This is a genomic window from Dickeya oryzae (assembly GCF_009372235.1).
Classification (GTDB): domain Bacteria; phylum Pseudomonadota; class Gammaproteobacteria; order Enterobacterales; family Enterobacteriaceae; genus Dickeya; species Dickeya oryzae.
This window is the reverse complement of sequence record NZ_SULL01000006.1, coordinates 310336-331162: the sequence shown is the minus strand read 5'-3', so window position 1 is coordinate 331162 and position 20827 is coordinate 310336. Positions and strand designations below refer to the sequence as shown.

Annotated in this window: 16 protein-coding genes; 11 read left to right on the top strand and 5 right to left on the bottom strand. The window is 53.3% G+C overall.

Annotated features, from left to right (window positions below; all coding sequences use genetic code 11):
• Positions 1-17 precede the first annotated feature (17 nt).
• Complete coding sequence (gene murA, locus FAZ14_RS13395) at positions 18-1280, top strand: UDP-N-acetylglucosamine 1-carboxyvinyltransferase (protein WP_153508691.1); 1263 nt, start codon at positions 18-20, stop codon at positions 1278-1280.
• A 68-nt stretch (positions 1281-1348) separates the two neighbouring features.
• Here the strand turns inward: murA and degS are convergent, their stop codons facing one another.
• The 3 genes from degS to zapG all read right to left on the bottom strand — a co-directional run bounded on the left by degS (position 1349) and on the right by zapG (position 4521).
• On the bottom strand, positions 1349-2413 hold the full coding sequence (degS, locus tag FAZ14_RS13390) for an outer membrane-stress sensor serine endopeptidase DegS (RefSeq protein WP_016943093.1): 1065 nt from the start codon (positions 2411-2413) through the stop codon (positions 1349-1351).
• Positions 2414-2500: 87 nt separating this feature from the next.
• Positions 2501-3871 (bottom strand): serine endoprotease DegQ, encoded by a 1371-nt coding sequence (gene degQ, locus FAZ14_RS13385; protein ID WP_016943092.1) that lies wholly within the window; start codon positions 3869-3871, stop codon positions 2501-2503.
• 245 nt (positions 3872-4116) lie between these two features.
• Positions 4117-4521: a Z-ring associated protein ZapG gene (gene zapG / locus FAZ14_RS13380; RefSeq protein WP_016943091.1), complete on the bottom strand. Its 405-nt coding sequence runs from the start codon at positions 4519-4521 to the stop codon at positions 4117-4119.
• A gap of 213 nt (positions 4522-4734) precedes the next feature.
• Between zapG and zapE the strand changes: the two genes are divergently transcribed.
• From zapE to FAZ14_RS13350, 6 genes are all read left to right on the top strand, one after another.
• Positions 4735-5865: a cell division protein ZapE gene (gene zapE, locus FAZ14_RS13375; protein WP_038926447.1), complete on the top strand. Its 1131-nt coding sequence runs from the start codon at positions 4735-4737 to the stop codon at positions 5863-5865.
• A 255-nt stretch (positions 5866-6120) separates the two neighbouring features.
• On the top strand, positions 6121-6549 hold the full coding sequence (gene rplM, locus FAZ14_RS13370; protein WP_012883052.1) for a 50S ribosomal protein L13: 429 nt from the start codon (positions 6121-6123) through the stop codon (positions 6547-6549).
• A 15-nt stretch (positions 6550-6564) separates the two neighbouring features.
• On the top strand, positions 6565-6957 hold the full coding sequence (rpsI, locus tag FAZ14_RS13365; RefSeq protein ID WP_012883053.1) for a 30S ribosomal protein S9: 393 nt from the start codon (positions 6565-6567) through the stop codon (positions 6955-6957).
• 322 nt (positions 6958-7279) lie between these two features.
• Positions 7280-7921: a stringent starvation protein SspA gene (sspA, locus tag FAZ14_RS13360; protein WP_012883054.1), complete on the top strand. Its 642-nt coding sequence runs from the start codon at positions 7280-7282 to the stop codon at positions 7919-7921.
• Positions 7922-7925: 4 nt separating this feature from the next.
• Entirely contained in the window at positions 7926-8432 is a 507-nt protein-coding gene (sspB, locus tag FAZ14_RS13355; RefSeq protein WP_153508690.1) for a ClpXP protease specificity-enhancing factor, read from the top strand.
• A 162-nt stretch (positions 8433-8594) separates the two neighbouring features.
• Positions 8595-9005, top strand: coding sequence for a GFA family protein (locus tag FAZ14_RS13350; protein WP_029456540.1), 411 nt, complete (start codon positions 8595-8597; stop codon positions 9003-9005).
• An 82-nt stretch (positions 9006-9087) separates the two neighbouring features.
• Here FAZ14_RS13350 and FAZ14_RS13345 read toward each other — a convergent pair whose 3' ends face one another.
• Both FAZ14_RS13345 and gltB read right to left on the bottom strand, forming a co-directional pair.
• The gene (locus FAZ14_RS13345) at positions 9088-10506 is read right to left on the bottom strand and encodes a glutamate synthase small subunit (protein WP_153508689.1); all 1419 of its coding nucleotides are present in this window, start codon (positions 10504-10506) and stop codon (positions 9088-9090) included.
• Positions 10507-10515: 9 nt separating this feature from the next.
• Positions 10516-14976 carry a glutamate synthase large subunit gene (gltB, locus tag FAZ14_RS13340; RefSeq protein WP_153508688.1) on the bottom strand — a complete coding sequence of 1487 codons (4461 nt, stop codon included), beginning with the start codon at positions 14974-14976 and terminating at the stop codon, positions 10516-10518.
• A 715-nt stretch (positions 14977-15691) separates the two neighbouring features.
• On the opposite strand from gltB, the gene mnmL reads away from it, so the two are divergent.
• The 4 genes from mnmL to mtgA all read left to right on the top strand — a co-directional run bounded on the left by mnmL (position 15692) and on the right by mtgA (position 20735).
• Entirely contained in the window at positions 15692-16621 is a 930-nt protein-coding gene (gene mnmL, locus FAZ14_RS13335; RefSeq protein WP_153508687.1) for a tRNA modification radical SAM protein MnmL/YtqA, read from the top strand.
• A 138-nt stretch (positions 16622-16759) separates the two neighbouring features.
• Positions 16760-19099 carry an aerobic respiration two-component sensor histidine kinase ArcB gene (gene arcB, locus FAZ14_RS13330; RefSeq protein WP_038926444.1) on the top strand — a complete coding sequence of 780 codons (2340 nt, stop codon included), beginning with the start codon at positions 16760-16762 and terminating at the stop codon, positions 19097-19099.
• Positions 19100-19335: 236 nt separating this feature from the next.
• Positions 19336-19989 (top strand): isoprenoid biosynthesis glyoxalase ElbB, encoded by a 654-nt coding sequence (gene elbB, locus FAZ14_RS13325; protein WP_016943083.1) that lies wholly within the window; start codon positions 19336-19338, stop codon positions 19987-19989.
• 38 nt (positions 19990-20027) lie between these two features.
• Positions 20028-20735, top strand: coding sequence for a monofunctional biosynthetic peptidoglycan transglycosylase (gene mtgA, locus FAZ14_RS13320; RefSeq protein ID WP_420890251.1), 708 nt, complete (start codon positions 20028-20030; stop codon positions 20733-20735).
• Positions 20736-20827 lie beyond the last annotated feature (92 nt).

Sequence of the window (20827 nt, the reverse complement as noted above, 5' to 3'; positions counted from 1 at the left end):
ATTGAGAAATCGTCACTATGGATAAATTTCGTGTGCAGGGGCCAACCCGGCTCGCTGGTGAAGTTACTATTTCTGGCGCAAAAAACGCCGCCCTGCCTATCCTGTTCGCCGCCTTGCTGGCTGAAGAGCCGGTAGAAATTCAAAACGTTCCCAAACTGCGTGATATCGACACCACCATGAAGTTGCTGAGCCAATTGGGCGCTCGTGTTGAGCGCAATGGTTCTGTGCATGTCGATGCCAGTTCGGTGAATGTGTTCTGTGCACCGTATGACCTGGTGAAAACCATGCGTGCTTCTATTTGGGCATTGGGCCCGCTGGTGGCGCGTTTTGGGCAAGGGCAGGTGTCGCTGCCGGGGGGGTGTGCTATTGGTGCCCGTCCGGTCGATTTGCACATCAATGGTCTGGAACAACTTGGCGCGCACATCACGCTGGAAGAAGGGTATGTGAAGGCGACGGTTGATGGCCGCTTGAAAGGCGCACACATCGTGATGGACAAAGTCAGCGTTGGTGCGACAGTGACCATCATGAGTGCCGCCACGCTGGCGGTGGGTAAAACCATTATTGAAAACGCGGCACGCGAGCCTGAAATTGTTGATACGGCGAACTTCCTGAATACGCTGGGTGCCAAAATCAGTGGCGCGGGTAGCGACAAGATCGTTATCGACGGTGTGGAACGTTTGGGGGGCGGGGTATACCGCGTACTGCCGGATCGTATTGAGACGGGCACGTTTTTGGTCGCGGCGGCGGTCTCCGGCGGCAAGGTCGTATGTCGTCACACTCGTCCGGATACGCTGGATGCCGTGTTGTCCAAATTGCGTGAGGCGGGGGCTGATATCGAAATTGGTGATGACTGGATAAGCCTGGATATGCATGGCCGTCGGCCGAAAGCGGTGAATGTGCGTACCGCTCCGCATCCGGGATTCCCGACCGACATGCAGGCACAGTTCAGCTTGCTGAACCTGGTGGCAGAAGGTACTGGCGTTATCACCGAAACCATTTTCGAAAACCGCTTTATGCATATCCCTGAACTGATTCGTATGGGAGCACAGGCGGAAATCGAGAGCAACACCGTGATTTGTCATGGTGTCAGCCGTCTCTCTGGTGCACAAGTGATGGCAACTGACCTGCGAGCATCGGCAAGTCTGGTGCTGGCGGGATGTCTTGCGCAGGGCACGACGCTGGTCGATCGCATCTATCATATCGATCGTGGCTATGAGAGTATCGAAGACAAGTTGCGTGCGTTGGGCGCTAATATTGAGCGCGTGAGCGCTAACGACTAATCGTTATAGCCGGGTGCTCTGCTATCGCATCACCCGGTTATTACATCACCCGGCGTACCCGGCGCGATTTAATCGCTGGGTGGGTGTTCCTGAATCGTGATATTCAGTTTTATTTCCTGATTATCACGGGAAATAACGACAGGAATCACTGAACCCGGCCGAATCTCCGCCACCTGATCCATGGTTTCTATGACGGAACGCGCGGGTTTATTGTTCACTTCCAGCAGCAGGTCACCTTTTTTAATCCCCGCTTTATCCGCAGGTCCGCCAGCATCGACCTCGTTGACGACGATACCTTGCAACCGCTCAAGGCCAGTGACTTGATTGCCCAGCCGTTCGCGTTGCGCTCCTCGGATACCGAAATAACCCCGAATCACACGTCCATCGCGGATCAGTTTATTCATGATCTTGGTTGCCAGCGCGACGGGAATCGCAAAACCGAGACCTTCCGGCGTGCCGCCATCATCGCTTTTATCAAATGACAAGGTGTTGATGCCAACCAGTTCGCCGAGTGTATTAACCAGCGCGCCACCTGAGTTGCCGTGGTTGATAGAAGCGTCAGTTTGCAGAAAATTCTGTCGGCCAGACGCACTTAATCCTACCCGACCGGTAGCACTGATGATCCCTTGTGTCACTGTCTGCCCCAGGTTGTAGGGATTGCCGATAGCCATCACGACATCGCCGACGTGGAATACCCGTTTCGGGTTGATGGGGATCTCGGGCAGATTCGCGCCTTCGATTTTCAGGACGGCGAGGTCAGTCAGGCTGTCTGAGCCCACCAGCAGCGCTTCGAAAATACGGCCATCTTGCAGGGTGACCACAATTTGTTCGGCATTGTTGATCACATGCTTGTTGGTGAGGATGTATCCTTTGCTATTCATGATCACGCCAGAACCCAGCGTGCGGATATTCAATTCGTTTTTGGCCGCAGGATCGTTAGCCTGATTGTATACGTTCACCACCGCCGGGGCCGCACGGCGTACACCCTGGTAATAGCTGACCGGGGTTTCCTGGCTGCTGTCGCTACTGGCGTGCGACCAGCCCTGACTGGAGCGCAGCGTCGGAATCGCCAATAACAGAATACCGGCGACGATGACACCGAACAGCACCGAACGTAACAGTTTGGTTAGCATGAGCGTTTTGGGTGTGAAAGAAGGTTGAATCGCAGAATATCAGAGAAGGGTGGACACCGCATCGCGCGGTGTCCACTTTTTCATAGCTTAACGCAACAGAAGATAGATACTTTCATCGCCACGGACAATATTCAGCGCCAGCACCGAAGGCTTGGCTTCCAGAATTTTGCGCAATTGGGTGATGTTTTCTACACGTTCGCGGTTCACGCCGACGATGATGTCGCCTTTTTGCAGACCGACTTTAGCGGCGGCGCTGTCTTTGGCTACGTTATCGATAGCCACACCTTTGCTGCCGTCCTTCAACTGCCCGTTATTGAGGGTAGCTCCCTGCAGTGCCGGGGTAAGTGTGTCAGCATTGGTTGTCACGTTGGCGCTATTATCCAGTACCACTGAGACTTCCTGCTGTTTACCGTCACGCAGCAGGCCGATGCGCACGGTTTTACCCGGTGCGGTTGTGCCAATTTTAGCGCGCAGTTCCGCAAAACTGCTGATAGGCTTGCCATCCAGTGAAACCAGTACGTCGCCAGCTTTAATACCGGCTTTAGCGGCGGCAGATTTAGGTATCACTTCGCTCACAAACGCGCCACGCTGGGCATCCACCTTGAAGGCTTTCGCTATCTCGGCGGTCATTTCGCTGCCCTTGATCCCCAGCAGGCCGCGTTTTACCTCGCCAAATTCCACCAATTGCTGAGCCAGGTTTTGCGCCATGTTGCTGGGAATGGCGAAGCCGATACCGACGTTACCGCCGCTTGGTGCCAGAATCGCGGTATTGATGCCGATAAGCTCGCCGCGCAGGTTGACCAGCGCCCCGCCGGAGTTACCGCGGTTGATGGAGGCATCAGTCTGGATGAAGTTTTCCAGCCCTTCCAGATTTAGACCACTACGACCCAGGGCGGAAATAATACCGGATGTCGCCGTTTGGCCAAGCCCGAATGGGTTGCCGACAGCAACAGCAAAGTCGCCGACCCGCAACTGATCGGAGTCTGCCATTTTGATTTCGGTGAGGTTTTTAGCGTCATTTAACTGCAACAACGCGATATCGGTTTGTTCGTCGCGACCGATCAGCTTGGCGTCATATTCACGGCCGTCATTCAACTGCACCTGAATTTTATCTGCATTGTTGACGACGTGATTGTTGGTGAGCACATAGCCTTTTTCGGCGTTAATGATGACGCCAGAGCCTAACCCTTCGAACGGACGTGAATTCTGTTTTTCCGACGGGGTGTTCGGGCCAAAGAAGAATTTGAACTCTTCCGGAATACGCTGACGCTGTACCTGTGTGCCTTCCACATGCACGCTCACGACAGCAGGCAACACTTTTTCCAGCATGGGGGCCAGGCTGGGCAGAGGCTGACCTTCAACAACGGCAGGCAACGCGGCGTTGGCCGGGGGCACTGAAGACAACGACAGTCCAATACCGAGTGCCAGTGCGCTATATAACAACGATGTTTTTTTCATTGATTGTTAACTCTCTCACGACCTGCTTATGAATAAAACGATGATATATAAACTCAAACTTGCGGTGAATACTCAGACCCGGAGCTATGTGTAAAGTTCGCTGATATTTCGTCAGCGAAATGTAACGACCGACCGTGTCATGGATACGGTGGAGAGGGTCAGCATGACCGGCAAGAAACGCCCTGACGACAAATGGTGTGCCATCAGGGCGGATAACAGTGGCAATGTCGGCTAAACGTAGCCGGTTATTTGCCTGTCGGGCGAGTGCCACGCAGCAGGCCGGAGGCACTGCCGGAATAGTCGCGTGGCGGCATATCTACCGGTGCCTGGTCATTGTCTGACTCGGCTTCGGTCAGGCGATAATGAAACGGGTTATCCTGCATCGGAACATCCGGCAGCAGGTTGTTGGAGCTTTTCACCATATGCTGATAAAGCTGACGATAATCACGCGCCATATTGTCGAGCAGTTCTGCACTGTGGGCAAAATGGCTGACTAATTCCTGACGGTATTCTTCCAGTTCTGTTTTGTTTTTCTCCAGTTCGTTTTGCAGTACCTGCTGCTGGCGCAGTTTACGGTTACCGAACCGCATCGCGACAGCGCCAATGATGACACCGATAACAAATCCAATCAGCGCAGACTCCCAGGTCATAAAACGACTCCTATTTTTGACTTCGTTGTCCCGTAGGGTTTTTTCACTTAATAATAGTCACTATAACCGCTAACCTCGCTGGAGTGGAGCCCTTGTATATCTGGTCTGATCGGGTAGGTGGGTACTGCGAAGCGGTAACGCTCACGATCACGGGCTGAACCGGCGTTAACGCACGATAAAATACAACGAAATTTTTCTCAGGGATTTTGTGCTATGCAGAGAACAACCCCTTTGGCACTTTATCAGCAGGCGTTGATGGCGCAGACCTATCAGCCGGATGAGGTGCAGCATCAGACGGTTGTCCGTTTGAACGCTATCCATCAGACGCTGACGGAGCAGGTATGGATACAACCCGAAAGCCGTACGCCGGGACTGATATCGAAATGGCGTAGTTGGTTGGGACAGAAAGAAAAAACGCCGACACCGGTGCAAGGTCTGTACATGTGGGGCGGGGTTGGGCGGGGTAAAACCTGGCTGATGGACCTGTTTTTCCACAGTCTGCCTTCGGAGCGGAAACTTCGACTGCATTTCCACCGTTTTATGCTGCGGGTGCATGAAGAGCTGAACCAGTTGCAAGGTCAGGAAAACCCGTTGGAAAAGGTGGCGGACGGCTTTAAAGCGCAGACAGACATTCTGTGTTTCGACGAGTTTTTCGTTTCGGATATTACCGACGCCATGTTGCTGGCGGAACTGTTGCGAGCATTGTTCTCGCGGGGGATTGCGCTGGTCGCGACGTCTAATATTCCTCCAGACGAGTTGTATCGCAATGGGTTGCAGCGTGCGCGCTTCCTGCCTGCTATTGAGCTTATCAAACGTCATTGTGATGTGCTCAATGTGGATGCGGGTATTGATTACCGGTTGCGTACGCTGACGCAGGCCCATCTGTACCTGACACCACTCAATGCCGCAACTGAGGCTGAAATGCAGGCGATGTTCCGTCGTCTGTCCGGGCGCGATATCACCCAGCCAGGCCCGGTACTGGAGGTGAATCATCGTCCGTTGGCAACACTGAGCGCGGGGGATGGTGTGCTGGCGGTGGATTTTGCCACGTTGTGTCTTGATGCGCGCAGTCAGAACGATTACATCGCCTTATCGCGGTTGTACCACACGGTGTTATTGCACCATGTGCCGGTGATGGCGGTAAAAGATGAGAACGCGGCACGCCGTTTTCTGGCGTTGGTAGACGAATTCTATGAGCGTCGGGTCAAGCTGATTATTTCTGCCCAGGTGCCGATGTTTGAGATTTATCAGGGCGAGCATCTGAAGTTTGAATATCAGCGCTGTCTGTCGCGTTTACAGGAAATGCAAAGTGAAGAGTACCTGCGCCAGCCGCATTTGCCGTAGCCGTGATTGACGGTGTCAGACGCTGTATGCTGTGCAGGAAATTATGAGAGAAAAAAGTCGACCTTTGGGATCGACTTCTCTATAATCTTGCGACCCCACGTTACAACAAAGTTTTTTCCCGAAACTTTAATCGCGCTGGCAATAGCTATTCGAAGGGGTAGGTTTGCTGGACTAGATAGCCGTGTGAACCTCAACACTATTTATTTAAGCGTTTGGGTGTTCACCAACGTGTAACTTAAATTGGGTAAGCTTTTAATGAAAACTTTTACAGCTAAACCAGAAACCGTAAAACGCGACTGGTACGTTGTTGACGCGAGCGGCAAAACTCTTGGCCGTCTTGCTACTGAACTGGCTCGTCGTCTGCGCGGCAAGCACAAAGCGGAATACACTCCGCACGTTGATACCGGTGACTACATCATCGTTCTGAACGCAGAAAAAGTTGCTGTAACCGGCAACAAACGTTCTGACAAGATGTACTACCATCACACCGGCCACATCGGTGGTATCAAAGAAGCGACCTTTGAAGAGATGATTGCCCGCCGTCCTGAGCGCGTAATTGAAATCGCGGTTAAAGGCATGCTGCCGAAGGGCCCGCTGGGTCGTGCTATGTACCGTAAACTGAAAGTTTACGCGGGTAACGAGCACAATCACGCGGCACAGCAACCGCAAGTTCTGGACATTTAATCGGGATTATAGGCAATGGCTGAAAATCAATACTACGGCACTGGTCGCCGCAAAAGCTCCGCCGCTCGTGTATTTATCAAACCGGGCAGTGGCAACATCGTTATCAACCAGCGTACTCTGGAACAGTACTTTGGCCGCGAAACCGCGCGCATGGTCGTTCGCCAGCCGCTGGAACTGGTCGATATGGTTGGTAAACTGGATCTGTACATCACCGTTAAAGGTGGTGGTATTTCCGGTCAGGCCGGTGCTATCCGTCATGGTATCACCCGCGCTCTGATGGAATACGACGAATCCCTGCGTTCTGAACTGCGTAAAGCTGGCTTCGTTACTCGTGACGCTCGTCAGGTTGAACGTAAGAAAGTGGGTCTGCGTAAAGCACGTCGTCGTCCGCAGTACTCCAAACGTTAATTTCTGTCTGCCTGGCAGCGAAATCAACGCAGAAAAGCCCGGTGCCTGTCACCGGGTTTTTTTTCGTCCTGACATCACCTGTGGAAAAAATATGCTGTGATTACCGTGGGTTAGCCATGAAAACACGCTTATCCCCCCACAAAACAAACAGAATCTGATACACTATTGGCCGGTTTTGTGCCTGTTCGCCAGCAAGTGATTTTAACAGAACGACGGATGTCGTCCGCTTTCTCCCCCTTGGGGAAGCCTAAACGCGGCAAGGCCAGCAGGATCATATTCGATCGGTTGTTCGCCGTATTTTTTCGATAACTTGGAGGTTTTCATGGCTGTCGCTGCCAACAAACGTTCGGTGATGACGCTGTTTTCTGGTCTGTCCGACATTTTTAGCCATCAGGTCCGCATTGTACTGGCCGAGAAAGGGGTAAGTGTCGAGATTGAACAGGTGGACATGGATAATCTGCCGCAGGATCTTATCGACCTTAATCCCTACGGCTCTGTGCCGACACTGGTTGACCGTGAACTGACGTTGTATGAATCACGTATCATCATGGAATACCTGGATGAGCGTTTCCCGCACCCGCCGCTGATGCCGGTTTATCCGGTGGCGCGTGGTAACAGCCGTCTGATGATGCACCGCATTGAGCAGGATTGGTATTCGCTGATGAAAACCATCCAGACTGGCAATGCTCAGGATGCGGAAGCGGCACGCAAGCAATTGCGTGAAGAACTGCTGGCTATCGCCCCGGTTTTCAACGAAGCACCTTATTTCATGAGTGAAGAGTTCAGCCTGGTGGATTGCTATCTGGCGCCGTTGTTGTGGCGTCTGCCGCTGCTGGGTATTGAGTTGAGTGGTTCTGGTGCCAAAGAACTGAAGGGTTATATGACCCGTGTGTTCGAACGTGATGCCTTCCTCGCGTCGTTGACTGAAGTTGAGCGCGAAATTCGGTTGCAGTCCAGAGGGTAATGGCATGACGTTGTCTCAGCTCTCTCCACGCCGTCCCTATTTATTACGGGCTTTTTATGACTGGTTGCTGGACAACCAATTAACGCCGCATCTGGTTGTCGATGTGACCGTTCCCGGCGTGCAGGTACCGATGGAGTTTGCCCGTGATGGGCAGATTGTCCTGAATATTGCACCGCGTGCGGTAGGCAATCTCGAACTGGCTGATGACAGCGTGCGCTTTAATGCGCGTTTTGGCGGCGTTCCCCGCCAGGTGTTTGTCCCGATGGCGTCGGTGATGGCTATCTATGCGCGTGAAAATGGCGCGGGTACGATGTTTGAACCCGAGCCTGCTTACGAAATTGTCGAAGAGTTTGGCGTGCAGCCCCATTCTGAAGAGGAATCCAGACCAACACTGATGTCGGTGGTGGACAATGAACCTTCTTCTCCCGCCGTTGAGAGCGAGCCGCAGCCAGATGACGAGCCGCCCTCGCCACCAAGAGGTGGTCGGCCTTCCCTGCGGGTGGTCAAATAATCGCACTGATAAAAAAGGCACGGTAACGTGCCTTTTTTAATGCCCGAATGAAAGTATTATCCGAATGAAAGGTCCATAAAGCCGATAAGGTCCATAATGTCTTTGCTGTCTGGTAACGGGTTTATCCATTGTCAGTCTCGTATTTAATCGAAGGAGAATGTGATGAAAACCAGTCAAGGCCGCTGTTTATGCGGTGCAGTAACGATAACGGTTCCTGAGTCATGTACGCATGATGTGTATGTCTGTCATTGCAGTATGTGCCGGACATGGGGAGGTGGGCCGTTGATGGCGATTGAAACTCAGCAAGGGGTGACTCTTGAGGGGGAAGAGCATATCGGACGGTACCGTTCTTCCGACTGGGCGGAGCGTGCTTTTTGCCGCACATGTGGAACCCACCTGTTTTATCGGCTGCTTAAACCGGAAATCTATTCAATTTCCGCCGGGCTATTCCCCAATGTCCCACAAAAGCTGGCTTCGCAGGTCTACATTGATAACAAGCCTGATTATTACGATTTCGTACAGCAAACCCCAACGATGACCGAACAGGACATCATTGATTTATATAAAAAGTAATACGAATTCCTGATGAGGGAAAACAACCAGCATTGGAAAGCATAAAGGCGGCCGTAGCCGCCTTTGATGTGTCAGAAAGTCATTACACTTCCAGATAGTTCATGATGCCATCAGCCGCTTTACGGCCTTCGGCTATCGCGGTTACCACCAGATCAGAACCACGTACCGCATCGCCACCGGCGAAGATTTTCGGGTTTGATGTCTGGAAGGCACTGTTGCTCTGTTCCGGAGCGATGATACGACCCTGAGTGTCCAGCTCCACGCCATGATCCGCCAGCCATGCCATTTTATGCGGGCGGAAACCAAACGCCATGATAACCGCATCGGCTTCCAGCACGTGCTCGGAACCTTCAACCGGTTCAGGACGACGACGGCCGTTAGCATCCGGTGCACCCAGCTCGGTACGGATCATGCGTACACCGCACACTTTACCAGCGCCGTTGATTTCAATACTGAGCGGCTGGAGGTTGAAGCGGAACTCTACACCTTCTTCGCGCGCATTTTTCACTTCGCGCTTGGAGCCCGGCATGTTTTCTTCATCACGACGATAGGCACAAGTGACATGCGTTGCTCCCTGACGAATCGAGGTACGCACACAGTCCATCGCCGTATCGCCGCCACCGAGGACGACGACACGTTTGCCCTGCATCGAGATATACGGTTCCTGTTCGCTGGTTTCGAAGCCCATCAGGTTCTTGGTATTGGCAATCAGGAACGGCAGAGCATCGTATACGCCCGGCGCGTCTTCGTTTTCCAGCCCGCCGCTCATTGACTGATAAGTACCGACACCCAGGAACACGGCGTCATATTCTGCCAGTAAGTCGTTCAACTGGACGTCTTTGCCGACTTCCGTATTCAGGTGAAAGTCGATGCCCATCTCCGTGAAGATTTCGCGGCGCTTGGTCATCACCTCTTTTTCCAGCTTGAATGCCGGGATACCGAAGGTCAGCAAGCCGCCGATTTCTGGATGACGATCATAGACCACCGCTTTCACGCCGTTACGGATCAGAACGTCGGCACAAGCCAGCCCGGCAGGACCAGCACCGATAATCGCCACACGCTTGCCGGTTGGCTGGACTGACGAAACATCCGGACGCCAGCCCATTTCGATGGCTTTATCGTTGATGTAGCGCTCGATGTTACCGATAGTGACGGCACCGAATTCGTCATTCAGTGTGCAAGAGCCTTCACACAGGCGATCCTGCGGGCAGACGCGGCCGCATACTTCCGGCAGGCTGTTCGTCTGGTGAGACAGCTCAGCGGCTTCAATAATCCGTCCCTCATTCGCCAGCTTCAGCCAGTTCGGGATGTAGTTATGGACCGGGCATTTCCATTCGCAGTAGGGGTTGCCGCAAGCCAGGCAGCGATCTGCCTGGGCTTTGGACTGGCTTTCCGAGAATGGCTCGTAAATTTCAACAAACTCGATTTTACGAATCTTCAGCGGTTTCTTGGGCGGATCAACGCGCTGTAAGTCGATAAACTGATAAACATTCTGACTCATGATGACCTCTTACTGCGCCTGTACCCGCAGCTCCGCTGCGGAACGACTACGATGACCCAACAACGCTTTCACATCACTTGACTTCGGTTTGACCAACGAAAACTTCGAAGCCCAGGTCGGCCAGTTGGCAAGAATTTCCTCACCACGCTGCGAACCGGTGTGCTGGACGTGCTCGGTAATCAGCCCGCGCAGGTGTTCTTCGTGAATCGCCAGGTTTTCCACATCCAGCACTTCAACCAGTTCAGGGTTGACGCGCTTACGGAATTCGCCGTCTTCATCCAGCACGTAGGCGAAGCCGCCGGTCATGCCTGCGCCAAAGTTGACGCCGGTGCGGCCAAGGATGCAGACGATACCGCCAGTCATGTATTCGCAGCCGTTATCACCGATACCTTCTACCACGGTGATGGCACCGGAGTTACGCACGGCGAAACGCTCGCCAGCACGACCAGCCGCGAACAGTTTGCCGCCGGTTGCGCCGTACAGGCAGGTGTTACCGATGATGCTGGCTTCGTGACTGCGGAAGGCTGAACCCACCGGCGGACGTACGGAGATAACACCACCCGCCATACCTTTACCCACATAGTCGTTAGCATCGCCGGTCAGGGCCAGCTCAACACCGCCTGCGTTCCAGACGCCGAAGCTCTGGCCTGCGGTACCGGTGAAATTGACTTTGATCGGGTCGCTCGCCAGGCCCTGGTCACCATGTTTTTCTGCGATCATGCCGGACAAGGTGGCCCCGACAGAGCGGTCGGTATTGCGGATGTCGAAATAGAGCGCTTTGCTCTGTCTGGCATCGACATGCGCCTGAGCCTGTGCGATCAGCTCTTTATTCAACAGCCCCTTGTCAAACGACGGGTTGCCTTCGGTGCAGTACAGTGCTTTGCCGGGTTGCGGTGCAACGGTGTGCAGCAACGGCGACAGATCCAGTTTGTTCTGCTTGGCGGTGATGCCATCCAGTTCGACCAGTAAATCGGTACGGCCGATCAGGTCTACCAGACGGCTTACGCCCAGTTCCGCCATCAACTCGCGGGTTTCGCGGGCGATGAAGGTGAAGTAGTTAACGACACGTTCCGGAAGGCCGTGATAGTGGTCGCGGCGCAGTTTGTCATCCTGTGTTGCCACGCCGGTAGCGCAGTTGTTCAGGTGACAGATACGCAGGTATTTACAACCCAGCGCCACCATCGGGCCAGTACCGAAGCCGAAGCTCTCCGCACCCAGAATCGCCGCTTTCACGATATCCAGACCGGTTTTCAGACCACCATCCACTTGCAGGCGAATCTTATGACGCAGGCCGTTAGCCACCAGCGCCTGCTGGGTTTCTACCAGGCCCAGTTCCCACGGACAACCGGCGTATTTCACCGACGTCAGCGGGCTGGCACCGGTACCACCGTCATAGCCAGCGATGGTGATAAGGTCAGCATAGGCTTTAGCCACGCCGGTAGCGATGGTGCCGACGCCCGGTTCGGACACCAGCTTGACTGAAATCATCGCCTTCGGGTTGACCTGTTTCAGGTCGAAAATCAACTGCGCCAGATCTTCGATAGAATAAATATCATGGTGCGGCGGTGGCGAAATCAGGGTCACGCCCGGTACGGAATAACGCAGACGTGCGATATACGGGGTGACTTTATCGCCTGGTAACTGACCACCTTCACCCGGTTTAGCACCTTGCGCCACTTTGATCTGAATAACGTCGGCATTGACCAGATAGGCTGGGGTCACACCAAAGCGACCGGAAGCCACCTGCTTGATACGAGACACTTTATTGGTGCCGTAGCGCGCCGGGTCTTCGCCGCCTTCACCGGAGTTGGAAAAGCCGCCCAGACTGTTCATGGCTTCTGCCAGCGATTCATGCGCTTCAGGGCTCAGGGCACCGATAGACATGGCGGCGGTGTCAAAGCGTTTAAACAGCTCAGAGTCCGGCTCAACCTGTTCCAGCGGAATTGCTGAGCCTGCCTGAGGTTGCACTGCCAGCAGGTCACGCAGCATCGATGCCGGACGCTCGTTAACCAGTTTGGCGTACTGCTGGTAATCCTGATAGTTGCCGCTGTGAACCGCGGTTTGCAGTGTTTTCACCACATCAGGGTTGTAGGCGTGGTATTCACCGCCATAGACGAATTTGAGCAGACCACCCTGATCGAGTTTTTGGCGCTTGAGCCAGGCACGTTTGGACAGGTTTTGCAGGTCCTGCTCAAAATCGCTGAAACTGGCACCGCCAATACGGCTCACTACGCCCTGGAAGCAACGGGATGACACATCCTGATGCAGACCCACCGCTTCGAACAGCTTCGAACAGCGGTAAGAGGCGATAGTGGAGATCCCCATCTTGGACATGATCTTGTACAGACCTTTGTTGATGCCGTTACGGTAGTTCTGCATCACGGTACGGTACGGTTTGTCGATGGTGTGGTTATCAACCAGACCAGCCAGTGTCTCATAGGCCAGATATGGGTAAACCGCCGTCGCGCCGAAGCCGAGTAATACGGCAAAGTGGTGCGGATCGCGTGCACTGCCGGTTTCCACGATGATGTTGGCATCGCAGCGCAGGCTTTTTTCCACCAGGCGAGCCTGAATCGCACCTACTGCCATGGGGGCTGGCACTGGCAGACGGTCTTGTGCGATACCGCGGTCGGTCAGCACCAGCAATACCGCACCGGCACGGACTTTGTATTCCGCTTCGTCACACAGTTTTTCCACGGTCTCTTGCAACGAACGCTGCTTAGGATCGAAAGTGATATCGATCTTCTCGGCGCGATAGTGCTCGGGATCCTGGTTGATCAATTGAATGAAATCGGAGTAGAGCAGGATCGGCGATTTGAAGCTCAGGCGATGAGCCTGCCCTTCGGCTTCGCAGAATACGTTCATTTCGCGACCGATACAGGTGGCGAGCGACATCACGTGCGATTCGCGCAGCGGGTCGATTGGTGGGTTGGTTACCTGCGCAAACTGCTGGCGGAAATAATCATAAATGATACGCGGACGGCTCGACAGCACGGCGAACGGGGTATCATCCCCCATCGAGCCAGTTGCTTCCTGACCGTTTTCACCCAGTACGCGAATGACCTGATCCAGCTCTTCAAAGCTATAACCAAACTGCTTCTGGTAGGTTTCCAGCAGCGCGTTGTCCAGTTCCCGGCTACCGACCTGATCGTCTGGTAATTCTTCGAACGGCACCAGCCGTTTAACGTTTTTCTCCATCCACTCTTTGTAGGGATGGCGGCTTTTCAGGTCGTCGTCGGTTTCGGTCGAATGCAGAATACGGCCGGTACGGGTATCGATGACCATCAGTTCGCCGGGGCCGACGCGGCCTTTTTCCACCACCTCGTCAGGCTGGTAATCCCAGATACCCACTTCGGAGGCACAGGTGATCAGCTTATCTTTGGTGATGACATAGCGCGCCGGGCGCAGGCCGTTACGGTCAAGGTTACAGGCTGCGTAACGTCCATCAGACAGCACCAGACCAGCCGGGCCGTCCCACGGCTCCATATGCATGGAGTTAAAATCGAAGAAAGCGCGCAGCTCTGGGTCCATGTTCGGGTTGTTCTGCCAGGCGGGTGGCACCAGCAGACGCATCGCACGTACGATGTCCATCCCACCGGCGAGGAACAGTTCCAGCATGTTATCCAGCGACATGGAGTCTGACCCGCTTTCGTCAACAAACGGTGCGGCATCCAACAGGTCAGGGATCAGCGGAGTTTTAAATTTGTAAGCGCGAGCGCGAGCCCACTGGCGGTTACCGGTGATGGTGTTTATTTCACCGTTGTGCGCCAGATAGCGGAACGGTTGGGCCAGACGCCAGCGTGGCACCGTGTTGGTGGAGAAGCGCTGATGGAACAGACAAATCGCTGATTCCATACGCAAGTCCGCCAGATCCAGATAAAATCGCGGCAAGTCTGTGGGCATGCACAGACCTTTATAGATATTCACCAGATTGGACAGGCTGCAAACGTAAAAGTCTTTATCCTGAACGCGCTTCTCGATACGGCGGCGTGCCATAAACAGACGGCGTTCCATATCACGTGGACGCCAGCCTGCCGGCGCGTTAACGAAAATCTGTTCGATGCACGGCAGGGAAGATAGGGCGATTTCACCCAGCACGTCTGGGTTGGTCGGGACTTCGCGCCAGCCCAGTACGGATAACGTCTCATTCTGCAGTTCTTCTTCTACAATCCGACGCGTGGCACGGGCTTTCTCTTCATCCCGGCTGAGGAACAACATACCGACCGCGTAATTGTTCGCTAACCGCCAGCCTTGCTCTTCGGCAACCAGACGGAAGAAACGATCGGGTTTCTGGAGTAATAAACCGCATCCATCGCCGGTCTTGCCATCGGCAAGAATCGCACCACGGTGCTGCATGCGTGCCAGGGCGTGGATTGCCGTGCGCACGACTTTATGGCTCGGTTCACCTTCTATATGGGCGATCAATCCGAAACCACAGTTGTCTCTTTCATGGGATGCATCGTACAACATATCTCAGTGAACCTCCCCAGGCTCTGTATGACGTCCTCAATCGACAACCTCACTGCCAGAATGGGCTGCGTAAATAACGCGTTAACCGCACGCTAACCGCGAGCGACCCCTTCACTGCGCCAATAAGACATCAGTGGTGTGCGCCGCTCTCTTTTATCTGGCCTCTCGTAAGGTATCACAAGTGATGTGACTTGCTTGATGAGGGAGTCTTCTTCTTACTGCATAAATATGACGAGACATTCACTCGTCAGGAAATCTTCCAGCGGATTCCCAAATTAGCGAGAAACCCTGTTCAGGTCAAATACCCATGGCGGGCAGGCACTTTAGGGATAATATTTGCTTATGCTCATGAAATAAAAGGATTTAATTAATAAAAAGAAGATGTTGGCAGGAGCAGGGGATAGGTTGAACTGTGAGCTGTATCACTATGCTAATAGCGGGTTTTTATGGCTGCATGCTGAGATAGTCTTAGTTTGTGGCATCTTATTCTGTTTCGTGTCTTTTTTTTACTTTATGACACTGTTTTCATTTTATGGTCATCTTTTAATGGAATGAACCTCGCGGATAAGAAAAATTAATCAGGAATAATGTGATTTTATTTTCATTAAAAACGAATAAACATGCAGCTGCATAAACCGGAGCGTATTGATCGGGGTCATCGCCGTTAACGGGCGAGAAAGGTAGGCTGATTTTTTGTGAAATGAAGAATCAGAATATGCAATTGCAAAAATTAATCAATATGTTTGGTGGGGATCTTCAGCGTCGTTATGGAGAAAAAATCCATAAATTGACGTTACACGGGGGATTTAGCTGTCCAAATCGCGACGGCACGCTGGGGCGGGGTGGTTGTACTTTCTGCAATGTGGCGTCATTTGCGGATGAACAGATGCAACAGCGCAGTATCGCCGAGCAATTAGCGACACAGGCTGGCAAGGTCAACCGTGCAAGCCGCTATCTGGCCTATTTTCAGGCGTATACCAGCACTTACGCCGAAGTGCAGGTACTGGCGTCCATGTACCGGCAGGCGCTGGCGCAGGCTGACATTGTGGGGTTATGCGTCGGCACCCGGCCGGATTGTGTACCGGATACGGTGCTGGACTTGCTGGCTGACTACCATGGGCAAGGGTATGAAGTCTGGCTGGAGTTGGGATTGCAAAGCGCCCATGACCGGACATTACGGCGCATCAATCGCGGGCATGATTTCGCCTGCTACCAACAGACGGCACAGCGTGCCCGTGCCAGAGGGCTGAAAGTGTGCAGCCACCTGATTGTCGGCCTGCCCGGTGAGCGCGACGAACATTGTCTGTCGACGTTGCAGCGCGTCGTTGAAACCGGTGTCGAGGGGATTAAATTGCATCCGCTGCATATTGTGACTGGCAGCGTGATGGCGAAAGCCTGGCAAGCGGGCCGACTGACAGCCTTGCCGCTGGAGCATTATGTGGCGATTGCCAGTGAGATGATTCGTCACACCCCGCCCGATATTGTTTACCACCGTATTTCTGCCAGCGCACGGCGTCCGACGCTACTGGCTCCATTGTGGTGCGAAAACCGTTGGACAGGCATGGTCGGCATTCACGATTACCTGCAACAGCATGGGACGCAAGGTTCCGCGTTGGGGCAGCCGTTTCATTATTTGACACGCTAAATTCGACACACGTATTACCAATATTCTCATTACCCGACACTCTCATCTTCGTGGCGGCTCGCAAATCGACCGCTCATTTACCACGCACATGATTTTTTTACGGTATGATTTGCGTGTTGACGACTAAGGAACACTGTTATGAGGCAAATCAGGCTGTTGGCGCAGTATTACGTTGATTTAATGGTCAAATTGGGGTTGGTCCGGTTTTCCCTGCTACTGGCCTCGGCGCTGGTTTTGCTGGCGCTGGTGGTACAAATGGCGGTGACGCTGTTGCTCACCGGCAAGGTGGAAAATATCGACGTAGTGCGTTCTATTTTCTTTGGTTTACTGATCACGCCCTGGGCGGTTTATTTTTTGTCGGTGGTGGTCGAACAGCTTGAAGAGTCTCGCCAGCGCCTGTCCCGGCTGGTGGCCAAACTGGAAGAAATGCGCCAGCGCGATCAGGAACTGAACGAACAGCTACAGGGTAACATCAGCCAGCTCAATCAGGAGATTAGCGATCGTATCAAGGCGGAAGAAGCCCGATTGCTGATGGTTTCCAGGTTGCGCGAAGAAATGGCGCGTCGTGAGCAGGCGCAGGTTGAACTGGAGCAGCAATCGGCGCTGCTGCGCTCCTTTCTTGATGCCTCGCCAGATCTGGTCTACTACCGTAATGAAAATAAAGAGTTTTCCGGCTGTAACCGGGCAATGGAACTGCTGCTAGGCAAAAGCCAGAAGCAACTGATTGGCCTGACGCCGAAAGATGTTTACCCCCCCGATATTGCTGAAAAAGTCATGGAAACGGATGAGAAGGTGTTTCGTCACAACGTTTCATTGACCTATGAACAGTGGCTGGTTTATCCGGATGGACGCAAAGCCTGTTTTGAACTGCGTAAGGTGCCGTTTTACGACCGAATGGGAAAACGGCATGGGCTCATGGGGTTTGGTCGCGATATTACGGAGCGTAAGCGCTATCAGGACGCGTTGGAGAACGCCAGCAGGGAAAAGACCACCTTCATCTCTACAATCAGCCACGAGCTGCGTACGCCGCTTAACGGCATTGTCGGTCTGAGTCGTATCCTGCTTGATACCCATTTGGATGCCGAGCAGCAGAAATACCTGAAAACCATCCACGTCAGCGCCATTACGCTTGGCAATATCTTCAACGACATCATCGAAATGGATAAACAGGAACGACGTAAGGTTCAACTGGATAATCAGCCGGTGGATTTTGTCGGTTTTGTGGTGGATCTGGAGAACCTCGGTGGATTGCTGGCCCAGCCGAAAGGCCTGCAACTTGAGATGGAGCTCCATCAGCCGTTGCCGAAGACCATCATTACTGACGGCACCCGGTTGCGTCAGATCCTGTGGAATCTGCTTAGCAACGCGGTGAAATTCACGCGAGAAGGCCGGGTGGTGGTCCGGGTCTGGCATGAACAAAGCAATCGGCTGCGCTTTGAGGTGGAGGACTCCGGTATGGGGATTCCAGCCGACGAGCTCGAGAAAATCTTCTCCATGTACTACCAGGTCAAAGATCAACATGGCGGTAAACCGGCTACTGGTACCGGTATCGGGCTGGCGGTGTCTAAACGCCTGGCGCAGAGCATGGGCGGCGATATCCACGTCACCAGTGAGCTGGGTAAAGGCTCCTGCTTTACGCTGACGGTAACGGCACCTGTGGGCGATAGTGATGAACCCGATGACGATGAGCAGGATGAACTGCCGCTGCCCGCGCTGCATGTGCTGTTGGTTGAAGATATCGAGCTGAACGTCGTAGTGGCGCGTTCGGTATTGGAAAAATTGGGTAGCAGCGTCGATGTGGCGATGACCGGGCAGGCCGCGCTCGACATGTTCGATCCCGATGAGTTCGATTTGGTGCTGTTGGATATCCAGTTGCCGGACATGACCGGGCTTGATGTGGCGCGCCGTCTGCGTGAGCGCTATGCCGGGCAGTCGATGCCGCCGCTGGTCGCGCTGACGGCGAACGTACTCAAAGATAAAAAAGAGTATCTGGATGCGGGCATGGACGACGTACTGAGTAAACCGCTGGCGGTGCCGGCGCTGACCGCCGTTATTCAGCAATACTGGGATCATCATGCGCAACCGGAACAGGAAGCCACGGTGGTGGATACCGGGTCGTTGCATGATCGTATTCTGGATGTGCCGATGCTGGAACAGTACCTGACGCTGGTGGGACCGAAACTGATTCACCAGAGCCTGGCCATGTTTGAACAGATGATGCCCGGTTATCTGGCGATACTGGACTCCAACATGACTGCCCGTGATCAGAAAGGCATCGCCGAAGAAGGGCACAAAATCAAAGGGGCCGCGGGTTCGGTAGGGCTTAAACATCTGCAACAGGTTGCGCAACAGATTCAGACCACGACATTACCTGCATGGTGGGACAACGTACAGGAATGGATTGACGAGTTGAAACACGACTGGCAACAGGATGTGCAGGTATTGAAAAACTGGGTTTCGGAGGCTGAAAAAAAATGACCCCGACCGAAGCCGGGGTGCGCGAATTATGCGCCAACACCAGGGAAAGTGGTACACCTGCGTTCGCTCTCAGATGTCATTGGTACGCAAGCGTTTTTGAAATCCCATCATCTGGCAACACACACCATAGCAAATATGGCGCTGTTTGTTACAAGAATCATTAAAATGTGTGATGTAGATTAGTGTTTGTCAATCAAAAAATCAATTAGTTGATGTAATGAAATGAGGAATAATTGATGAAAAAAGTGGGCGTCGTACTCTGTGGGTGTGGTGTTTATGATGGTTCAGAAATTCACGAAGCTGTCTTGACTCTGCTTGCAATCGATCGCGCTGGTGCAGAAGCTGTCTGCTTTGCGCCGGATAAAGAACAGCTGCACGTTGTTAATCACTTGAACGGTGAGGTGAGTGGTGAGAAACGCAATGTTTTAGCGGAGTCGGCGCGTATTGCACGCGGAAAAATCCATCCACTATCCAGTGCCGATCCCCAACAGCTTGATGCGCTGATTGTGCCTGGCGGATTCGGTGCAGCAAAAAATTTGAGTGATTTTGCCACCCGTGGGGCGGACTGCAAGATTGATAAAGAGCTGAAAATACTGACACGTGAAATTCATAAGAAAAATAAACCAATTGGCTTCATTTGCATCGCGCCGGCCATGTTACCAAAGCTACTCGATACCTCTGTGCGGCTTACAATTGGTAACGATATGGGAGCCGCTCAGGTGATAGAAGCGATGGGTGGTGTACATGTTGAATGCCCGGTGGATGACATTGTTGTTGACGTTGCACACAAGGTTGTGACGACGCCGGCCTATATGCTGGCTAACTCGATTAGCGAAGCGGCCAGCGGAATTGAGAAACTGGTGGCACGTGTTTTGGAACTGGCTGAATGAGGCAAGGCGGGCGTCCAGAGAAAGGGGGATTGGCACGCATGGCTGTTTCGATACGTCGCTGGGTGGGGCGTATCTTACTGGGTGTCGTCGCCATATGGCTGGCGGCAATTCTGCTGTTTGCGTTTTTGCCGGTCCCTTTTTCCGCCGTGATGGTCGACAGGCAACTTAGCGCCTGGTTGAGTGGTGATTTCAGCTATGTGGCCCATTCTGATTGGGTTGCGATGGATGACATTGCCGCTGTCGCGCCCCTGGCCGTGATTGCCGCAGAAGATCAGAAATTTCCCCAGCATTGGGGGTTCGATTTCGATGCGATTTCGGCGGCACTCAAACATAACGAGCAGTATGAAAACCGTATTCGCGGCGCATCGACGTTGTCGCAGCAGACAGTAAAAAATCTCTTGTTATGGGATGGGCGCAGTTGGTTGCGTAAAGGCCTTGAAGCTGGTTTGACGGTTGCGATGGAACTGGTGTGGACTAAGCGTCGTATTCTGACGGTTTACCTGAATATTGCTGAGTTCGGGCCTGGAATTTTTGGTATTGAAGCGGCCTCGCGGCAATTTTTTAATAAACCGGCGAGCCGGTTAACAGCGTCAGAAGCGGCGTTGTTGGCGGCAGTGTTGCCGAATCCTATCCGTTATCGCGTCAATAAGCCCACGGGTTATGTCATACGACGCCAGCAATGGATCTTGCGTCAAATGGGTCGGATCGGCGCAGAGCACTTTCTGGAAGCGAATAAACTCTATTAACAAACCTGATTAACCGGCAGGTGTTTTTCTCAGGCCGTTTCCGTTTTCAGGGGCCTGTTCGGAAATTATAACAGCCTGAATGGAGATAGAAG

Bases quoted from the DNA above. Each gene is read 5' to 3' on its own strand.
- FAZ14_RS13350 (WP_029456540.1), top strand. From the start codon at position 8,595: ATGAAAACCAGTCAAGGCCGCTGTTTATGCGGTGCAGTAACGATAACG.
- rplM (WP_012883052.1), top strand. From the start codon at position 6,121: ATGAAAACTTTTACAGCTAAACCAGAAACCGTAAAACGCGACTGGTAC.
- mnmL (WP_153508687.1), top strand. From the start codon at position 15,692: ATGCAATTGCAAAAATTAATCAATATGTTTGGTGGGGATCTTCAGCGT.
- sspA (WP_012883054.1), top strand. From the start codon at position 7,280: ATGGCTGTCGCTGCCAACAAACGTTCGGTGATGACGCTGTTTTCTGGT.
- degQ (WP_016943092.1), bottom strand. From the start codon at position 3,871: ATGAAAAAAACATCGTTGTTATATAGCGCACTGGCACTCGGTATTGGA.
- murA (WP_153508691.1), top strand. From the start codon at position 18: ATGGATAAATTTCGTGTGCAGGGGCCAACCCGGCTCGCTGGTGAAGTT.
- zapE (WP_038926447.1), top strand. From the start codon at position 4,735: ATGCAGAGAACAACCCCTTTGGCACTTTATCAGCAGGCGTTGATGGCG.
- rpsI (WP_012883053.1), top strand. From the start codon at position 6,565: ATGGCTGAAAATCAATACTACGGCACTGGTCGCCGCAAAAGCTCCGCC.
- degS (WP_016943093.1), bottom strand. From the start codon at position 2,413: ATGCTAACCAAACTGTTACGTTCGGTGCTGTTCGGTGTCATCGTCGCC.
- sspB (WP_153508690.1), top strand. From the start codon at position 7,926: ATGACGTTGTCTCAGCTCTCTCCACGCCGTCCCTATTTATTACGGGCT.
- arcB (WP_038926444.1), top strand. From the start codon at position 16,760: ATGAGGCAAATCAGGCTGTTGGCGCAGTATTACGTTGATTTAATGGTC.
- FAZ14_RS13345 (WP_153508689.1), bottom strand. From the start codon at position 10,506: ATGAGTCAGAATGTTTATCAGTTTATCGACTTACAGCGCGTTGATCCG.
- mtgA (WP_420890251.1), top strand. From the start codon at position 20,028: ATGGCTGTTTCGATACGTCGCTGGGTGGGGCGTATCTTACTGGGTGTC.
- gltB (WP_153508688.1), bottom strand. From the start codon at position 14,976: ATGTTGTACGATGCATCCCATGAAAGAGACAACTGTGGTTTCGGATTG.
- elbB (WP_016943083.1), top strand. From the start codon at position 19,336: ATGAAAAAAGTGGGCGTCGTACTCTGTGGGTGTGGTGTTTATGATGGT.
- zapG (WP_016943091.1), bottom strand. From the start codon at position 4,521: ATGACCTGGGAGTCTGCGCTGATTGGATTTGTTATCGGTGTCATCATT.